The sequence below is a fragment of the Enterococcus sp. NPDC086594 genome, assembly GCF_044746145.1.
GTDB classification, from domain to species: domain Bacteria; phylum Bacillota; class Bacilli; order Lactobacillales; family Enterococcaceae; genus Enterococcus_D; species Enterococcus_D entomosocium.
In genome coordinates, this window is record NZ_JBIVBP010000001.1 from 822,149 (window position 1) to 835,738 (window position 13,590).

17 protein-coding genes and 1 tRNA gene are annotated in these 13,590 nt (G+C 43.9%); 7 read left to right on the forward strand and 11 right to left on the reverse strand.

From position 1 onward, the window contains the following. The first annotated feature begins 7 nt into the window (after positions 1 to 7). The 4 genes from ACIPK1_RS03740 to ACIPK1_RS03755 are packed head-to-tail and all read left to right on the forward strand — an operon-like array spanning position 8 to position 2,365. Positions 8 to 292, forward strand: a complete 285-nt coding sequence (locus ACIPK1_RS03740) for a PTS sugar transporter subunit IIB (RefSeq protein ID WP_008379369.1) — start codon at positions 8 to 10, stop codon at positions 290 to 292. 12 nt (positions 293 to 304) lie between these two features. Then, positions 305 to 1,153 (forward strand): class II fructose-bisphosphate aldolase, encoded by an 849-nt coding sequence (locus ACIPK1_RS03745; RefSeq protein WP_194199200.1) that lies wholly within the window; start codon positions 305 to 307, stop codon positions 1,151 to 1,153. Then, positions 1,153 to 1,845 (forward strand): triose-phosphate isomerase, encoded by a 693-nt coding sequence (locus ACIPK1_RS03750; protein ID WP_301387769.1) that lies wholly within the window; start codon positions 1,153 to 1,155, stop codon positions 1,843 to 1,845. The genes ACIPK1_RS03745 and ACIPK1_RS03750 overlap by 1 nt, the downstream gene beginning before the upstream one ends. Positions 1,846 to 1,849: 4 nt before the next feature. Next, positions 1,850 to 2,365, forward strand: a complete 516-nt coding sequence (locus tag ACIPK1_RS03755) for a YjbQ family protein (protein ID WP_005227898.1) — start codon at positions 1,850 to 1,852, stop codon at positions 2,363 to 2,365. Between the two features lie 102 nt (positions 2,366 to 2,467). Here the strand turns inward: ACIPK1_RS03755 and ACIPK1_RS03760 are convergent. Further along, positions 2,468 to 2,540, reverse strand: a tRNA-Thr gene (locus tag ACIPK1_RS03760). Between the two features lie 126 nt (positions 2,541 to 2,666). Between ACIPK1_RS03760 and ACIPK1_RS03765 the strand changes: the two genes are divergently transcribed. Further along, complete coding sequence (locus tag ACIPK1_RS03765; protein WP_005227896.1) at positions 2,667 to 2,903, forward strand: hypothetical protein; 237 nt, start codon at positions 2,667 to 2,669, stop codon at positions 2,901 to 2,903. Positions 2,904 to 3,081: 178 nt separating this feature from the next. Here the strand turns inward: ACIPK1_RS03765 and upp are convergent, their stop codons facing one another. The 9 genes from upp to ACIPK1_RS03810 form a co-directional block, all read right to left on the reverse strand. Then, positions 3,082 to 3,711 carry a uracil phosphoribosyltransferase gene (upp, locus tag ACIPK1_RS03770; RefSeq protein WP_005227894.1) on the reverse strand — a complete coding sequence of 210 codons (630 nt, stop codon included), beginning with the start codon at positions 3,709 to 3,711 and terminating at the stop codon, positions 3,082 to 3,084. A gap of 248 nt (positions 3,712 to 3,959) precedes the next feature. Then, positions 3,960 to 5,204 (reverse strand): serine hydroxymethyltransferase, encoded by a 1,245-nt coding sequence (glyA, locus tag ACIPK1_RS03775; RefSeq protein ID WP_008379359.1) that lies wholly within the window; start codon positions 5,202 to 5,204, stop codon positions 3,960 to 3,962. An 81-nt stretch (positions 5,205 to 5,285) separates the two neighbouring features. Continuing rightward, positions 5,286 to 6,314 carry an L-threonylcarbamoyladenylate synthase gene (locus ACIPK1_RS03780; RefSeq protein ID WP_301388091.1) on the reverse strand — a complete coding sequence of 343 codons (1,029 nt, stop codon included), beginning with the start codon at positions 6,312 to 6,314 and terminating at the stop codon, positions 5,286 to 5,288. 176 nt (positions 6,315 to 6,490) lie between these two features. Beyond that, a complete protein-coding gene (gene prmC, locus ACIPK1_RS03785; protein ID WP_005233577.1) occupies positions 6,491 to 7,348 on the reverse strand; it encodes a peptide chain release factor N(5)-glutamine methyltransferase in 858 nt (285 codons plus the stop codon). Continuing rightward, on the reverse strand, positions 7,341 to 8,414 hold the full coding sequence (gene prfA, locus ACIPK1_RS03790; protein WP_005227884.1) for a peptide chain release factor 1: 1,074 nt from the start codon (positions 8,412 to 8,414) through the stop codon (positions 7,341 to 7,343). The genes prmC and prfA overlap by 8 nt, the downstream gene beginning before the upstream one ends. A gap of 3 nt (positions 8,415 to 8,417) precedes the next feature. After that, on the reverse strand, positions 8,418 to 9,002 hold the full coding sequence (locus ACIPK1_RS03795; RefSeq protein ID WP_301388094.1) for a thymidine kinase: 585 nt from the start codon (positions 9,000 to 9,002) through the stop codon (positions 8,418 to 8,420). A 136-nt stretch (positions 9,003 to 9,138) separates the two neighbouring features. Continuing rightward, positions 9,139 to 9,720: an N-acetyltransferase gene (locus ACIPK1_RS03800; protein ID WP_008379353.1), complete on the reverse strand. Its 582-nt coding sequence runs from the start codon at positions 9,718 to 9,720 to the stop codon at positions 9,139 to 9,141. 54 nt (positions 9,721 to 9,774) lie between these two features. Next, positions 9,775 to 10,200: a GNAT family N-acetyltransferase gene (locus ACIPK1_RS03805; protein WP_244732491.1), complete on the reverse strand. Its 426-nt coding sequence runs from the start codon at positions 10,198 to 10,200 to the stop codon at positions 9,775 to 9,777. 2 nt (positions 10,201 to 10,202) lie between these two features. Beyond that, positions 10,203 to 10,724: an AAA family ATPase gene (locus tag ACIPK1_RS03810; protein WP_244732492.1), complete on the reverse strand. Its 522-nt coding sequence runs from the start codon at positions 10,722 to 10,724 to the stop codon at positions 10,203 to 10,205. A 92-nt stretch (positions 10,725 to 10,816) separates the two neighbouring features. On the opposite strand from ACIPK1_RS03810, the gene msrA reads away from it, so the two are divergent. Both msrA and ACIPK1_RS03820 read left to right on the forward strand, forming a co-directional pair. Then, entirely contained in the window at positions 10,817 to 11,335 is a 519-nt protein-coding gene (msrA, locus tag ACIPK1_RS03815) for a peptide-methionine (S)-S-oxide reductase MsrA (RefSeq protein ID WP_016609916.1), read from the forward strand. 162 nt (positions 11,336 to 11,497) lie between these two features. Beyond that, the gene (locus tag ACIPK1_RS03820) at positions 11,498 to 12,562 is read left to right on the forward strand and encodes an iron-containing alcohol dehydrogenase family protein (RefSeq protein ID WP_005233563.1); all 1,065 of its coding nucleotides are present in this window, start codon (positions 11,498 to 11,500) and stop codon (positions 12,560 to 12,562) included. Between the two features lie 152 nt (positions 12,563 to 12,714). On the opposite strand, the gene ACIPK1_RS03825 is transcribed toward ACIPK1_RS03820, so the two are convergent. Continuing rightward, positions 12,715 to 13,509, reverse strand: a complete 795-nt coding sequence (locus ACIPK1_RS03825) for an HAD family hydrolase (RefSeq protein ID WP_369076018.1) — start codon at positions 13,507 to 13,509, stop codon at positions 12,715 to 12,717. Between the last annotated feature and the right edge of the window lie 81 nt (positions 13,510 to 13,590).

Below are 13,590 nucleotides of genomic sequence, written 5' to 3' on the forward strand. Positions count from 1 at the left end.
AATGATAATGAAAAAACTATTGATTATGTGCGGCACAGGTGTTGCAACTTCAACAATTGTAACAAATAAGGTAAAAGAATGGCTGAAAGAAAAAGGGATGACTGATCAAGTGAAACTGTATCAATCCAAAGTGGCAGATGAGATGAATAAAATTGATGACTATGACATCGTGGTGAGTACAACGGTTGTTCCAGACTCAATCAAAGATCGCGTAATTATGGGGCTGCCACTCTTAACAGGGATTGGTACAGAAGAAATGTACGCGGAAATCGAAAAGAAAATCAAAGAATAAGGAGAATGCCCTATGTTGGTCACAACAAAAGAACTATTCGCACATGCAGAAAAACACAATTATGCATTACCCGCAGCAAATTTTTTCGACTTAACTAGTGCAAAAACATACGCGGAGACTGCTGAACGTTTAAACAAGCCTTTGATATTGGCCTTCGCTCAGTCCCATATGAACATGTTGACTTTAGAAGAGGCTGCCATGATTGGAAAATTTTTGGCAAAGAAAAGCACTGTACCTATCGCTTTGCACTTAGATCATGGTACCGATGAAGAGGTCATCAAAAGAGCCATTCATTTAGGTTTTACTTCCGTAATGATCGATGCTTCTGAGGAGCCATTTGAAGAAAATGTCCGTCGGTCAAAGGAGATCGCCGATTACGCTCATAAAAATGGTGTCGTTGTTGAAGCCGAAATCGGGCACGTTGGGTCGGAAAATAGTCTGGAATCAGCCGTAAATAGTCAATCTATTTACACAGAACCTTCTGAGGCTGTTGCATTTGCCAAATTAACCGGGGTTGATTCGTTGGCAGTTTCTATTGGCACCTCTCACGGACATTATCAAGGGATACCCAAAATAAATTTTGACGTTTTAAAGGAAATACACCATGCTGTCAATGTTCCTCTTGTTCTGCATGGCGGATCCTCTTCTGGCGATGAAAACCTTGAAAAATGTGCCTTAGAAGGTATCCGGAAAATAAATATTTTTACTGACTTTGTCACTGCTGCTATGAATGAAATTCACAAAAATCAACCAAATGACTATTTCGATTTACTTCATTCAGCAAGCAATGGAATGTCCAAGACACTCGAGCACTATTTTACAGTCTTTCATACCAAACCTTATCGTGAAGGAGAAAGCTAATGAAAAAAAGAACTTTAAGAACGCCATTCTTTGTCATCAATCCCAAAGCCTATCTTTATGGAAAACAAGCATTGGCATTGGCAAAAGCTGCTAATGAGTTGTCATCTTTGTATGACATCGACATTCTATTTACTGTTCAGCATGCAGACGTTTCTTTAATTAAACAGGCAACAACACATTTATTCGTCACTGTCCAACATTTAGACGGAATCGAAATTGGTCGTGGAATGGGCTATGTTTTACCCGAAGCAGTGGCAGAAGCCGGAGCTGAAGCTACCTTTTTAAACCATGCTGAACACCCCATGACATTGCAAGAACTGACTAAAGCGATTCAGCGCTCAAATGAATTGGGTCTCTTAACAATTGTCTGTGCGAATTCATTGACTGAAGCGAGAGCCGCGGCTTCCCTGAAACCGGATGTGATGGTTTGCGAGCCAACCGAACTAATTGGGACAGGACAAACCAGTGATCTTCAATACATGACGGAAACAAATCGTGTTGTTCGGGAAATTGATCCAGAAATCCTGATTTTGCAGGCTGCTGGTATATCTAGTGCGGCCGATGTTGAAAAAGCTTTGTCGTCAGGTGCTGATGGTACCGGAGGGACAAGCGGCATTGTGCAAGCAGATGATCCCGTTCAAACCCTTACAGAAATGATCAAACAAGCGGTGAAGCATAAAAAGGAGGATTAACACTGTGAAATTTTTAAAAGAGCAACTGACGTTAACTTCTAACGGGAATCGAGTGTCTTACCACAACATCACAGAAGAAGTGAAAACGATGGTTGAAAAAAGCGGAATTTCAAATGGAATCTGTCTCGTACAGTCTCCCCATACGACCTGTTCTGTTATCTTTGAAGAATACATGCATGATACAGACTTTAACGGAGATGAATTTCTTCAAGTTGATTTAAACCGAATTCTCGATAAAATTATTCCTCGTGAACTATCAGAAAATACCGATTATCGTTATCCTGGACCAAAGCATTTAGAATTTTTGATGAGTCTGGACGATCCAAACTACCCAACAGATCCAGCAACGATTTTAAACGGCGATGCCCATATTCGCTCGAGTTTTTTCGGTGCAAGCGAAAGTTTTATTTTAAGTAACGGCAAGCTAGAGATCGGCTCTGTAGGCTATATCTATTTTGTTGATTTCGATCAAAATCGTGTGCGAAATAGGACATGCCATGTAATGCTAATGGGCGAATAAGAACAGTTATCGGGTAAATCAGGAAAAATTGAGATTACTTATCACCTGCAAAAGAAAAACCATGAATCCTCTAAAAGAAGATTCATGGTTTTTCATTTCTTATGCCAGCTGCAGGATTCGAACCTGTGACCTACGCGTTACGAGTGCGTTGCTCTACCAACTGAGCTAAGCTGGCGTTGTATGGCACAAAGAAAATTATATGCAAAAACGGTTGTTTTGTAAAGAGGTCTGCTGAAAAAAATCTACTTACTGAAATTTTCCGAAAATTGTGATATAATAGAAGTATCAAGGAGGTTTTTACATGGCAACATTTGGTAAATTCGAAACAACAATTGTCCCGTCACAAGAAGGTTCAACGTTTGAGGTCGCTACTCCTGTCATGTTCACGTTCCATGGGAAGAAACAAACTGGTACCATCACAAAGCAGTTGAAAAACTCTGCGGTGGTCGAGCTGAACGAAACCCCAGAAAACCAGAAATTAGTTTCGCAAAGTAATGGTGTATTGATCATCAATTACAAACAATTAACCAAACTATAACCCGTTTAATGCAAGGAGAAAATCAGTTGATTTTCTCCTTTTTTCATTGTCTGATTTTATGAAAAGCTAAAAAAAGCCATGGATAACCGATCGAACCGTTTTGGCAGTCGATCTTCTTCCATGGCATCATTGACGAGGCAAAACTTGAAGCAGTTGCCTTTGTCTTATTTGTATTGATTTATTTTGTACCGAATAGACGGTCACCGGCATCGCCCAAACCAGGAACGATATAGCCGTGTTCATTTAGGCGTTCATCAAGATTTGCAGTGTAGATATCAACATCTGGATGGGCATCTTGCAATGCTTTCACGCCTTCTGGTGCAGCAACTAAGCAGACGAATTTCATGTTTGAAGCGCCGCGTTTTTTCAGTGCGTCGATCGCCATGATCGCTGAACCGCCCGTAGCTAACATTGGGTCAACGATAAATAATTGACGTTCATCGATATCTTCAGGTAATTTTACGAAGTATTCGTGTGGTTCTAGCGTTTCTTCATCACGGTACATCCCGATATGACCAACTTTTGCGGCTGGGATCAATTCAAGGATACCATCAACCATGCCTAGACCTGCGCGCAGGATCGGAATGATCGCTACCTTTTTACCAGATAGTGTTTTTTGTGTTGATTCTTCAATTGGTGTTTCAATCACTAGATCTTCAAGCGGCATGTCGCGAGACACTTCATACGCCATCAACATTGCGATTTCATTAACAACTTCACGGAAAACCTTTGTTCCACAGTTCTTGTCGCGGATCATTGTTAATTTGTGTTGGATCAGCGGGTGATCGATTACTTGAAATTTACCCATTTAAAAAAATCTCCTTTGGTTTTTCTCTTATTTTAAAGCAAATCGGCTCTTGTTACAACCATCTGCCACAGGCAATACTGCTTTTCCTCAAAAAAAGGATTGTGTTAGAAGGAAGGAGACAAGACGGCATGTAACACGCCTCTGCGTTCATTCTAGCCCCTTTTTCACTTTTGGTGATCAAAGAGCTGGAGCGCAGGAAAAACGCGTGAGACATCTTGTCTGACCTTAACTTCTGTCACAGTCCCATTTTATTTGTTTTTGTAAAGTGGATAGTTGTCCGTCAATTCTTTGACTTGCGCCGCTACTTCTGCCAAGACGGCTTCATCATTTGGTTTTTCTAAAACTTTGACGATCAATTTCGCCACTTCGACACAATCTTCTTCTTTAAAGCCACGACTAGTGATCGCTGGTGTCCCCACGCGAATCCCACTCGTTTTGAAAGGACTTAATGATTCGAAAGGAATCGAGTTTTTATTGACGGTGATATTGACTTGATCCAGCAATGCTTCTGCTTCTTTGCCGTTCAAATCAAAGCCACGCACATCGATCAATAATAAGTGATTGTCTGTTGCACCAGAGACCAAGCGAGCTTGTGGTGCTTGGTTGAAGACTTTCGCCATTGCTTGCGCATTGCGGATGACTTGTTCAGAGTACTCTTTGAACGACGCATCTTGTGCTTCTTTAAAAGCAACAGCTTTCGCTGCAATCACGTGCTCTAATGGGCCGCCTTGAATACCAGGGAAAACGGCACTATTGATTTTTTTCGCTAAATCTTCATCATTTGTTAAAATCAAGCCGCCTCGAGGGCCGCGTAATGTTTTATGGGTCGTAGAAGTCGTGATGTCCGCATAAGGAACTGGGTTTGGATGAAGACCAGCCGCTACTAAACCAGCGATATGCGCCATATCCACCATCAATTTTGCGCCAACTTCATCGGCGATTTCACGGAACTTCGCAAAATCGATTGTACGTGAGTAAGCACTGGCACCGGCAACGATCAGTTTCGGTTGATGCTTGCGCGCCAAAATACGAACGACATTGTAGTCAATGACTTCTGTTGCAGGATCAACACCATAACTAACAAAATTATAGGTCTTGCCGCTGAAATTCACTGGTGAGCCATGGGTCAAATGACCGCCTGCGGAAAGATCCATCCCTAATACTGTATCGCCTGTTTCGATCAACGCTAAATAAGCTGCTGTGTTGGCTTGAGAACCAGAATGCGGTTGAACATTGGCATATGCCGCACCGAAAATACTTTTCGCCCGTTCAATTGCTAAGTTTTCTACCACATCAACAAATTCACAGCCGCCATAATAACGACGACCTGGATAACCTTCAGCGTATTTATTTGTCAAAATACTACCTTGCGCAGCCATTACACCTTCTGAAACGATATTTTCAGACGCAATCAATTCCAAATTGTTTTGTTGACGATTCGTTTCTTTTTCGATCGCTTGCCACAATTCAGGATCAAACGTTTGATAATCCATGCTTACAACACCCCTTTACCTTAATGGTAGCATTGTATCACATTTCTTCATAAGCTACCTATAATGAATTCTGGTTTTTTGCTAATTTTCTTGAAAGAAACTTTGATTTGCAGCTTTTTTCAACCGATTCATATAAGCAGCCCCTAAGCCGCTTTCTGGAAACGTGGGTGCAAATAAGACATCTAGCTCAGCAATCGATTCATCTAACGCTCGTAAACCTGCAAACAGCCCTTTTGTCGCGGCTTCCACACTGTCATCAAAAAATAAATAAATGGCCGCCGCTTCAAAGCGGACTTGCTCGGCGATCGTCGGTCCAGCTAAAACACCTACCTTAAGCTGCTGTTCTTTTGCCCAAGCCATGGCTGCCGACCAATCTTGGTCATTGACCATCATGACGTTGGTATTCGGTGCATAGTGCTTGTATTTCATGCCCGGCGCTTTGGGTGCTTCACTTTCTGTTACTAAATGCTGATCGACGAGGACTTTTGTTTGTAAAACTGCTTCAAGCTGTTCTTTAGAGATCGCACCAGGGCGTAAGATGATCGGCGGCGCCGTTGGGTCACTCAAATCTAAGACCGTTGATTCGACACCGATCTGTGTCACGCCATCATCCAAGATGCCAGCGATTTTGCCTGCCAGATCATGCTGAACATGCGCAGCTGATGTTGGGCTTGGTTTACCAGATGTATTCGCGCTAGGACCAACCAATGGCTGTTGGGCTTGTTTGATCAACGCTAACGTCTTGGTGTTGTTGGGCATCCGAAAAGCCGCTGTGGATAAGCCGCCAGTAACGATACTAGGTAAACTGTCTTTTTTGATCGAAAAGATCAAGGTTAAGGGCCCAGGCCAGAAAGTTTCCATCAATTTATCAGCGAAGGGATGCTTGTTATCCACAAACGGTTCCAACTGCTCTGGCTCGGCAATATGAACGATCAAAGGGTTGTCACTAGGTCGTCCTTTGACTTGATATACTTGCGCAACAGCATTGGGCAAAAGCGCGCTAGCCCCTAGTCCATAGACGGTTTCCGTCGGGAACGCCACTAATCCCCCCTCAGCTAAAATAGCTGCTGCTTCGTTTAACTGTGATTGATCAAAAATTTTTGTTTCCACAATTTATCCACATCCTTTTTTGAGAAGTTTCCACACTTATCAACATTTTCTTGTTTCTTTTCCACATTTTGTGGATAAGTCGTTTGTCAAGTGTGGATAACCCTGTTTATAACTCTGTTTATTTAGAAGTCGTTCATTTCATAAGGTTTTTGCACTTTTTCTGTAGCAAAAAAAATTTATTTATCCACATCTTGTGGATGACTGACAAACACCATCCGATCTTGACCCGCAAGATCTTTTACTACGGTAACTTCTTTGTTGGGAAAAGCGGCTGCAAAAAGCTGTTGAACAGCTTGTCCTTGCTGGAAGCCGATTTCCAGCGCCATTTGCCCACTTGGTGCCAAACACTTCGGTGCTTGCTGTGCTAATTGCTTATAGATCGCCAATCCTTGTTCTTGAGCAAAAAGCGCCATTTTAGGCTCTTTTTCCCGTACGCTGATATCCATCAGCGGCCACTCTTCAGCGCTGATATACGGCGGGTTGGAAACGATCAGATCCCATTGCTGATCTGCCACAGGCTCCAAGGTATCTCCTTGGAAAAAGCGGATCTCCGCACCTAAAGCTGTCGCATTTTCTTTAGCAACAGCTAACGCCTCTGCTGAAAGATCCACGGCACTTACCGACCACTGGGGACGTGCCAATTTTAAGGCAATGGCGATCGCTCCTGTACCCGTGCCAATGTCAACGACTCGTAGCGGCTGATCTGCTGGTAGTTTTGCCAGACAGTTTTCCACCAGCTCTTCGGTTTCTGGACGCGGGATCAAGGTTGCAGGGGTCACTTTTAAGCGATGACCATAAAATTCTTCATACCCCAATAAATATTGCGGGGGTTCATGCTGTAGCAACTGTTCAAGATCTGCTGCGATCTGTGCCTCATCTTCCCTTAGGATGGGTTGGTCCATCTGCAGCAGCCAATCGAGTTGCTGCCAGTTTTTTCGCTGTAAAAACAGGTATTGGATCGCATACCCGTCCAGTCCTTTCGTTTCTAAAAAAGAAGAAGCCCGTGAAAGGACTTCTCGATAGGTTTTAGCCATTTTGCATCTCATCTAATTTTGATGTTTGATCGTAAACGATCAGTGCATCAACAATTTCATCGAGTTTTCCAGCTAAAATTTGATCCAATTTTTGAATAGTCAACCCGATACGGTGATCTGTTACGCGGTTTTGCGGGAAGTTATAGGTCCGGATCCGTTCAGAACGATCGCCGGTACCCACTGCTGATTTACGGTTTGCATCGTATTCGCTTTGTGCTTCTTGCTGCATTTGGTCATAGACCCGTGCCCGCAAGACTTTCATCGCTTTCTCACGGTTTTTCAGCTGTGAACGCTCATCTTGCATCGCAACAGCGATCCCTGTTGGCAAGTGAGTCAAACGAACAGCAGAAGCTGTTTTGTTAACGTGCTGACCACCGGCACCAGAGGCATGGTAAATATCGGTACGAATATCTTTGTCTGCGATATCGATTTCGACTTCTTCTGCTTCAGGCATAACCACGACCGTTGCCGTAGACGTATGGATTCGGCCTTGTGATTCGGTAGACGGTACCCTTTGCACTCGGTGGGCGCCGCTCTCATATTTCAATTTTGAAAAGACGTTGTCGCCAGTGATCATCATGATGACTTCTTTGTAGCCGCCGATCCCAGTGACGTTGGCATCCATGACTTCGACTTTCCAGCCTTGGTTTTCCGCATATTTTTGATACATATTGAAAAGATCGCCAGCAAATAAGGCTGCTTCGTCGCCGCCTGCTGCACCACGGATCTCCATGATGATGTTTTTGTCATCATTCGGGTCTTTTGGCAACAACAAAATCTTGATGCGTTCTTCTAAAACGTCTTTTTCTTTTTTCAAGTCAGAGAGTTCTTCTTTGGCCATCTCAGCCATTTCTGCATCTAGGTTTTCCCCAAGCATTTCTTCAGTGTCCTTGATTCCTTCAACGACTTCTTTGTAACGGCGGTAGACTTCCACCGTTTCCCGTGTATTGGCTTCTTCTTTTGAAAGCTGCATGAAGCGTTTGGTGTCAGAGATCACGGCTGGATCACTTAGTAATTCGCCTAATTCTTCGTAACGGTCTTCGATTGCTTGTAACTGATCGTACATTGATTATTCTCCTTCTTTTTTCATTCCCGGGTGAAAGTAATGCTTGCGGCAAACTGGATAATACGCTTCATTGCCGCCGATTTGTACTTGATCGCCCTCGTAAACGGGTTTTCTGTCGATATAGTGCAAGTTCATGGTTGCTTTTTTATGACAGAACCAGCAGATGGTTTTCATCTCTTCGATTTTATCTGCGTAAAGCAGCAAGTATTTTGAGCCTTCAAATAATTCATTGCGGAAATCATTTTTCAAGCCAAAGGCCATTACAGGAATACCTAACTCATCCACGATTTTGGTGAAAGCCAGCACGTGATGCTTCTTTAGGAACTGTGCTTCGTCGATCAAAATACAATAAGGTTTATAACCGAGGTCTTTGATCAAATGAAATAGATCCGTTTCATCAAAAATCGGGATCGCGTCTCGCTCTAAGCCGATGCGACTCGAAACATTTCCCACGCCGCTTCTCGTGTCCAATCCACTTGTCATGATCACGACTGGTTTGTCTTGTTCTTCATAGTTGTGAGCAACTTTCAGTATCTCGATCGTTTTCCCACTATTCATTGCGCCATATTTAAAAAAAAGCTGTGCCATCTCGCCCATCCTTCCTCATACTCCTTTGGTATTATACTTGAAAAAGGAGAATTTTTACAGACTTAAATTCGACACACGCCGCCTTTTACGCAAGAGTTTTACGAAAAGTTAACGGATTTTTTGCTGCCGGTACTTCTTAATCATTTCTGGCTTTTCTGGCCACTTCTGCCAATACTTGACAAGCCAGTGGATATTCTGGATTTTCATTCCCATTGATATCCGTTGCAATGATCACAAAACCGAGCTGCTGGTAGAGCTTGATTGCTGCGTGGCTCCACGTTTGCGTATGAAGATACATCGGCTCGTTGGCTGCCTCTAAGACAGAAACGACTTGCGTGACCAAGCCGCGAGCGATCCCTTGACGTTGAGCTTGCGGCATTACTGCTACCCAATGGACTAGCGGAACCGGTGTACCGTCTTGCTTGGCTTTTTTCCAAGCGGTAGCCGTGCCGACCGGTGTACCTGTTTGATCAAGGGCAAAAAACATTCGCTGTCCTAGCTGTGCTTGCTCGGGCATAAATTCTTTTTCAAAATACGCCAATGCCTCTTCCTCATTGTCAAACTCTCCGACGGATGTTTCGATCCGTGCCCAGTGCCTTTCGTCTCCTGCTTGGTAGCTGCGTAGCGAATAGTTATCGGATTGAATGGGCTGGATCGGTGTGCTTTTGTGTGCTCGCTTCATCCAGATTTCTGCATATGGAATTGATTTATCTAACATTGTTTGTGCCTCTCTTTCCTTGGTTTCGTCCTTGTTCAACGGTTTCTTTGGGATTCAATCACGTAATTTCTTTACTAGAAAAATTTCTGTTAGCTGATTTTGCGTATGGGCGATTCTCCCGATTTCTTCATAGCCCACTCGCTGATAAAAATCTGGTGCTTGGAAATCAAAAGTCGCCGTCTGGCAATTTTCACAGCCAAATGCTTTCAACTGCTGTTCAAGATCCGTAAGAATCTGCTTGCCATACCCTTTTCCCCGCTCGGATGCTTTGACCCACAGGGTGTCAAGATAGCCGATATGATACATTGAGGCGTAGGCAATACCGCCAGCAATCACCACACCCTCTTTTTTGATTACACTGCTAAAGTTCTGATAGGTCTCTGTTTGTGTAAATGGTTTTTGATGCTTTGTGTATGCTGTTAATGCTGCTTCTAACGCAGCCAATTCTTGGTCTGTTCCTTGTTCAATGATTCGCGCCATATTCAATCACTCCTTCTTGTTTCTTGATAATCTGCGATGATCTGATCGACCGTTTCTGCTATCGTTAGGCCTTCTTTGATCAGTCTTTCCTCTGAAGATCCTTTTGGGAAAAGCAAGTCTCGCTCAAGCCACCATTTACGCATCGCCTCCTCGGAAAAATAGTCTCGCTGCATTCGGGTCTGATGTCTTTTGACCGTTTCCTCGAAAGAAAGATCAAAATAATAAACTAGCTTTTTTTGGGGAAAGAGTTTCATTAGAAAGTCGAGAAAGTCTTGGTATTTTTCACGAGAATAAATCCCCTCAACAAGTATCATCGGCACTTTCCCCTTCGCATATAGGACAGCTTCTTTCATCAAACCGCTGGCTAAATTATTAGAGGTATCTTTGACACAAAAAATTTCTCGCCGAAAAACATCTTGTGAAATCAGCACTGCCTCTTCCCCAAAAACGTGCTGAACAGCTTTGGCAATAGTGGTTTTTCCGCTGCCAGAATTCCCCCGTAGTAAAATTAACATGCTTTCCATGGGCGGTTCCTTTCTTCGTTAGTAAGTTATCTAAGCATATCTCTTGTTTTTCTCTACTAGAAGCATACCATAGAAGCAAAGGAGGAATACCTATGAAAGATACGGCAATTTTTGCTGGTGGTTGTTTTTGGTGCATGGTGAAGCCTTTTGATTCACAGCCAGGCATCCTCAAAGTGGTTTCGGGCTTTACTGGCGGCCATGTCCCTAACCCAACCTACCAACAAGTAACGACAGGTACCACCGGTCACACCGAAGCAGTTGAAATCACCTTTGATCCTGAAGTCATCTCTTATGAAGAATTAGTTGCCATCTATTGGCAGCAGACAGACCCCACGGATGCGTTTGGTCAGTTTGCCGACCGTGGTGATTCCTATCGTCCAGTGATTTTTTACAATAGTGAAGAACAAAAAGCGATTGCGGAAAAATCAAAGGCGCAGTTGCAAGCTAGCGGCCGCTTTGACCGTCCGATCGTAACGAAGATCGAACCAGCAGAACCTTTTTATCCTGCAGAAGATTATCATCAAGATTTTTACAAAAAAAATGCAGCCCATTACAATGCTTATAGCGAAGGCTCCGGTCGAGCCGGCTTTATTCGCCAAAACTGGGCTTAACATTTTGGGGAACGTTCCTTACAATTCATCACTAACAGCCGATCTGCCTCGTCAGCAGATCGGCTGTTTTCTGTTTTTTCCCAAAAAGGAAATTGACAGTCAGGGCATTTTCGCGCTACACTGATTAGAAAATTCTGACGATTATAAAGGAGTGTTTGTTTGATGTTAGCTAATGAAGTCCGTCCAGGTCCAAACCGTTATATTACGGGCGATGGGGTCTTAACTGATTTGCCGGAGTATTTACGAGAGTTCCAAGAGGTAGCAGTAATTACTGGGGAGCAGTCATTCGATGTGTTTTCGAACTATTACCCTCATTCATTTGACTACCCGATCTACCGCTACGATGGATCATCGAGTTATGAAAATGCGCAAACCTTAGCTGAAGCGATCCAGCAAGCAGATGCCGTGGTGGCAATCGGCGGCGGCAAGGTCGCTGATACAGCAAAAATCACCGCTCAAACCCTTGGCGCAGAGCTGATCGTGATCCCTACATTGGTTTCCAACTGTGCGCCCTTTACCCCGGTGATCGTCGCCTATTACCCCGATCATACGATTTGTAAAATCGACTATGCCAAAAAAGGTGCCTACATGACGATCGTCGACACCCGTTTTTTACTAGCCACACCTGTTGATTACTTTATCGCAGGGATCGCTGATACCTTAGCCAAATATTATGAAATGGAAGCCATCGTCCGCAACATGGCAGAAGACGACAAGACTGCCTTAGTACGGCTAGGTTTCCAAAGCGCTCTTTTGATCAAAAACTTGCTGATTGCCGATGCGATCCAAGCTGTCAAAGACCTAGAAGCTGGGCAGCTGACACCCGCCTTTGCCCGCATCACCGACGCGATCATTGCTTTGGCAGGCGAAGTTGGCGGTTTTGCAGTAGAGTTTGGCCGCACGTCCGGTGCGCATGCGCTGCATGACGGCTTGTCTTATTTGAATGAGACCCATAGTGTCTTGCACGGCAATAAAGTCGCCTACTGCATTTGGGTCCAGCTTGCCTATACCAATGATTTTGATGTGATTGAAGAATTACGGCCGTTTTACGAAGCTTTGCACTTGCCGATGAAGCTGAAGGATCTCCACGTGACACGCCTTGATCGTGATTACTTCGCCTCGGTTCTGACCTATGCTGTCAAGGAAGAAGAAACCTTTATTTTGATCGATCCTGCGATCACACCCGAAAAAGTCTATCAGGCGATCGAAGCAGTAGAGGCGCTGTAAACCGTACAAATTGCTAAACAACTTTATATCAATAAAAAACTGTTTCCCTAATGCATTTCGGAAACAGTTTTTTTATTTGATCAAACTGACACGCAGTAGCGATCCTGGCTGCGCATGTTCTTAGCGGGCAACAGCAACTGACGCATTGCCCATCACTGCACGGCTTCACCCAGCAACCCGTTTTCTAAGCAGTATTGATAAATACCTTCCTCGGCTACGTGACCAATCACTTCGTCAGCGATCGCTTTTAACTCATCCGAAGCATTGGCCATTGCTAGACCCCAACCAACTGCCTCCAGCATCTCAATGTCATTGTTGCCATCCCCAAAGGCAATGGCTTCGGATTTATCCAAGCCATAGTAAGCCAGCATTTTGGCAATGCCGCTTCCTTTCCCGCTGCTGGCTGGAATAATATCGACTGCCCGATCCCACCAGGCGGTGATTTTCGCCTCTGTAGTATTTGCCATCACTTTGGCGTAGTCTTCTTTCCCTGAACCTAACATCACTTGGAAAATGTCTTGCTGTTGGATCAACTCTTCAAAATCTTCTGCCACGATCACTTCTTGATGAGCAAAGGAAAAATACTCAACTAAATCAGCATCTTTGCCATTGGCAACGGTACGATCCTTCGTTGCGATTGCTACTGGACGCTTGAGCGCCGTCGCATTTTCTATGATTTGCTGAACATCTTTTTTAGGAATGGGGTTTTGGTGGATCCCCTCGGCTTGATTAAAACAATACGATCCGTTAAAGGTCAAAAACGCATCGAAGGTCACGCCTTCAAATTGCGGCAACGCGATGGGACTTCTGCCAGTCGCAATGCACAACAGGATCCCTTGCTTCTTCAAGGCTTTTAATGTGGCTAACATTCTTTTAGAGATTTGCTTTTTGCTCATGTCGATCAGTGTGCCATCAACATCAAAAAAAATAATTTTCACGTTCTTCATGATCTTCCCCATTTCCGTCTCGATTTTCAAAAAAATTGATGCGCTTTTCTCTCTATTGTTCCGTGCGGATCGTCGCTGTTA

Excerpts from the sequence above, each read along its gene's own strand:
- ACIPK1_RS03740 (WP_008379369.1), top strand. The coding sequence starts at position 8 with ATGAAAAAACTATTGATTATGTGCGGCACAGGTGTTGCAACTTCAACA.
- ACIPK1_RS03745 (WP_194199200.1), top strand. The coding sequence starts at position 305 with ATGTTGGTCACAACAAAAGAACTATTCGCACATGCAGAAAAACACAAT.
- ACIPK1_RS03750 (WP_301387769.1), top strand. The coding sequence starts at position 1,153 with ATGAAAAAAAGAACTTTAAGAACGCCATTCTTTGTCATCAATCCCAAA.
- ACIPK1_RS03765 (WP_005227896.1), top strand. The coding sequence starts at position 2,667 with ATGGCAACATTTGGTAAATTCGAAACAACAATTGTCCCGTCACAAGAA.
- upp (WP_005227894.1), bottom strand. The coding sequence starts at position 3,711 with ATGGGTAAATTTCAAGTAATCGATCACCCGCTGATCCAACACAAATTA.
- glyA (WP_008379359.1), bottom strand. The coding sequence starts at position 5,204 with ATGGATTATCAAACGTTTGATCCTGAATTGTGGCAAGCGATCGAAAAA.
- prmC (WP_005233577.1), bottom strand. The coding sequence starts at position 7,348 with ATGGCTAAAACCTATCGAGAAGTCCTTTCACGGGCTTCTTCTTTTTTA.
- prfA (WP_005227884.1), bottom strand. The coding sequence starts at position 8,414 with ATGTACGATCAGTTACAAGCAATCGAAGACCGTTACGAAGAATTAGGC.
- ACIPK1_RS03795 (WP_301388094.1), bottom strand. The coding sequence starts at position 9,002 with ATGGCACAGCTTTTTTTTAAATATGGCGCAATGAATAGTGGGAAAACG.
- ACIPK1_RS03800 (WP_008379353.1), bottom strand. The coding sequence starts at position 9,720 with ATGTTAGATAAATCAATTCCATATGCAGAAATCTGGATGAAGCGAGCA.
- ACIPK1_RS03805 (WP_244732491.1), bottom strand. The coding sequence starts at position 10,200 with ATGGCGCGAATCATTGAACAAGGAACAGACCAAGAATTGGCTGCGTTA.
- ACIPK1_RS03810 (WP_244732492.1), bottom strand. The coding sequence starts at position 10,724 with ATGGAAAGCATGTTAATTTTACTACGGGGGAATTCTGGCAGCGGAAAA.
- msrA (WP_016609916.1), top strand. The coding sequence starts at position 10,817 with ATGAAAGATACGGCAATTTTTGCTGGTGGTTGTTTTTGGTGCATGGTG.
- ACIPK1_RS03820 (WP_005233563.1), top strand. The coding sequence starts at position 11,498 with ATGTTAGCTAATGAAGTCCGTCCAGGTCCAAACCGTTATATTACGGGC.
- ACIPK1_RS03825 (WP_369076018.1), bottom strand. The coding sequence starts at position 13,509 with ATGAAGAACGTGAAAATTATTTTTTTTGATGTTGATGGCACACTGATC.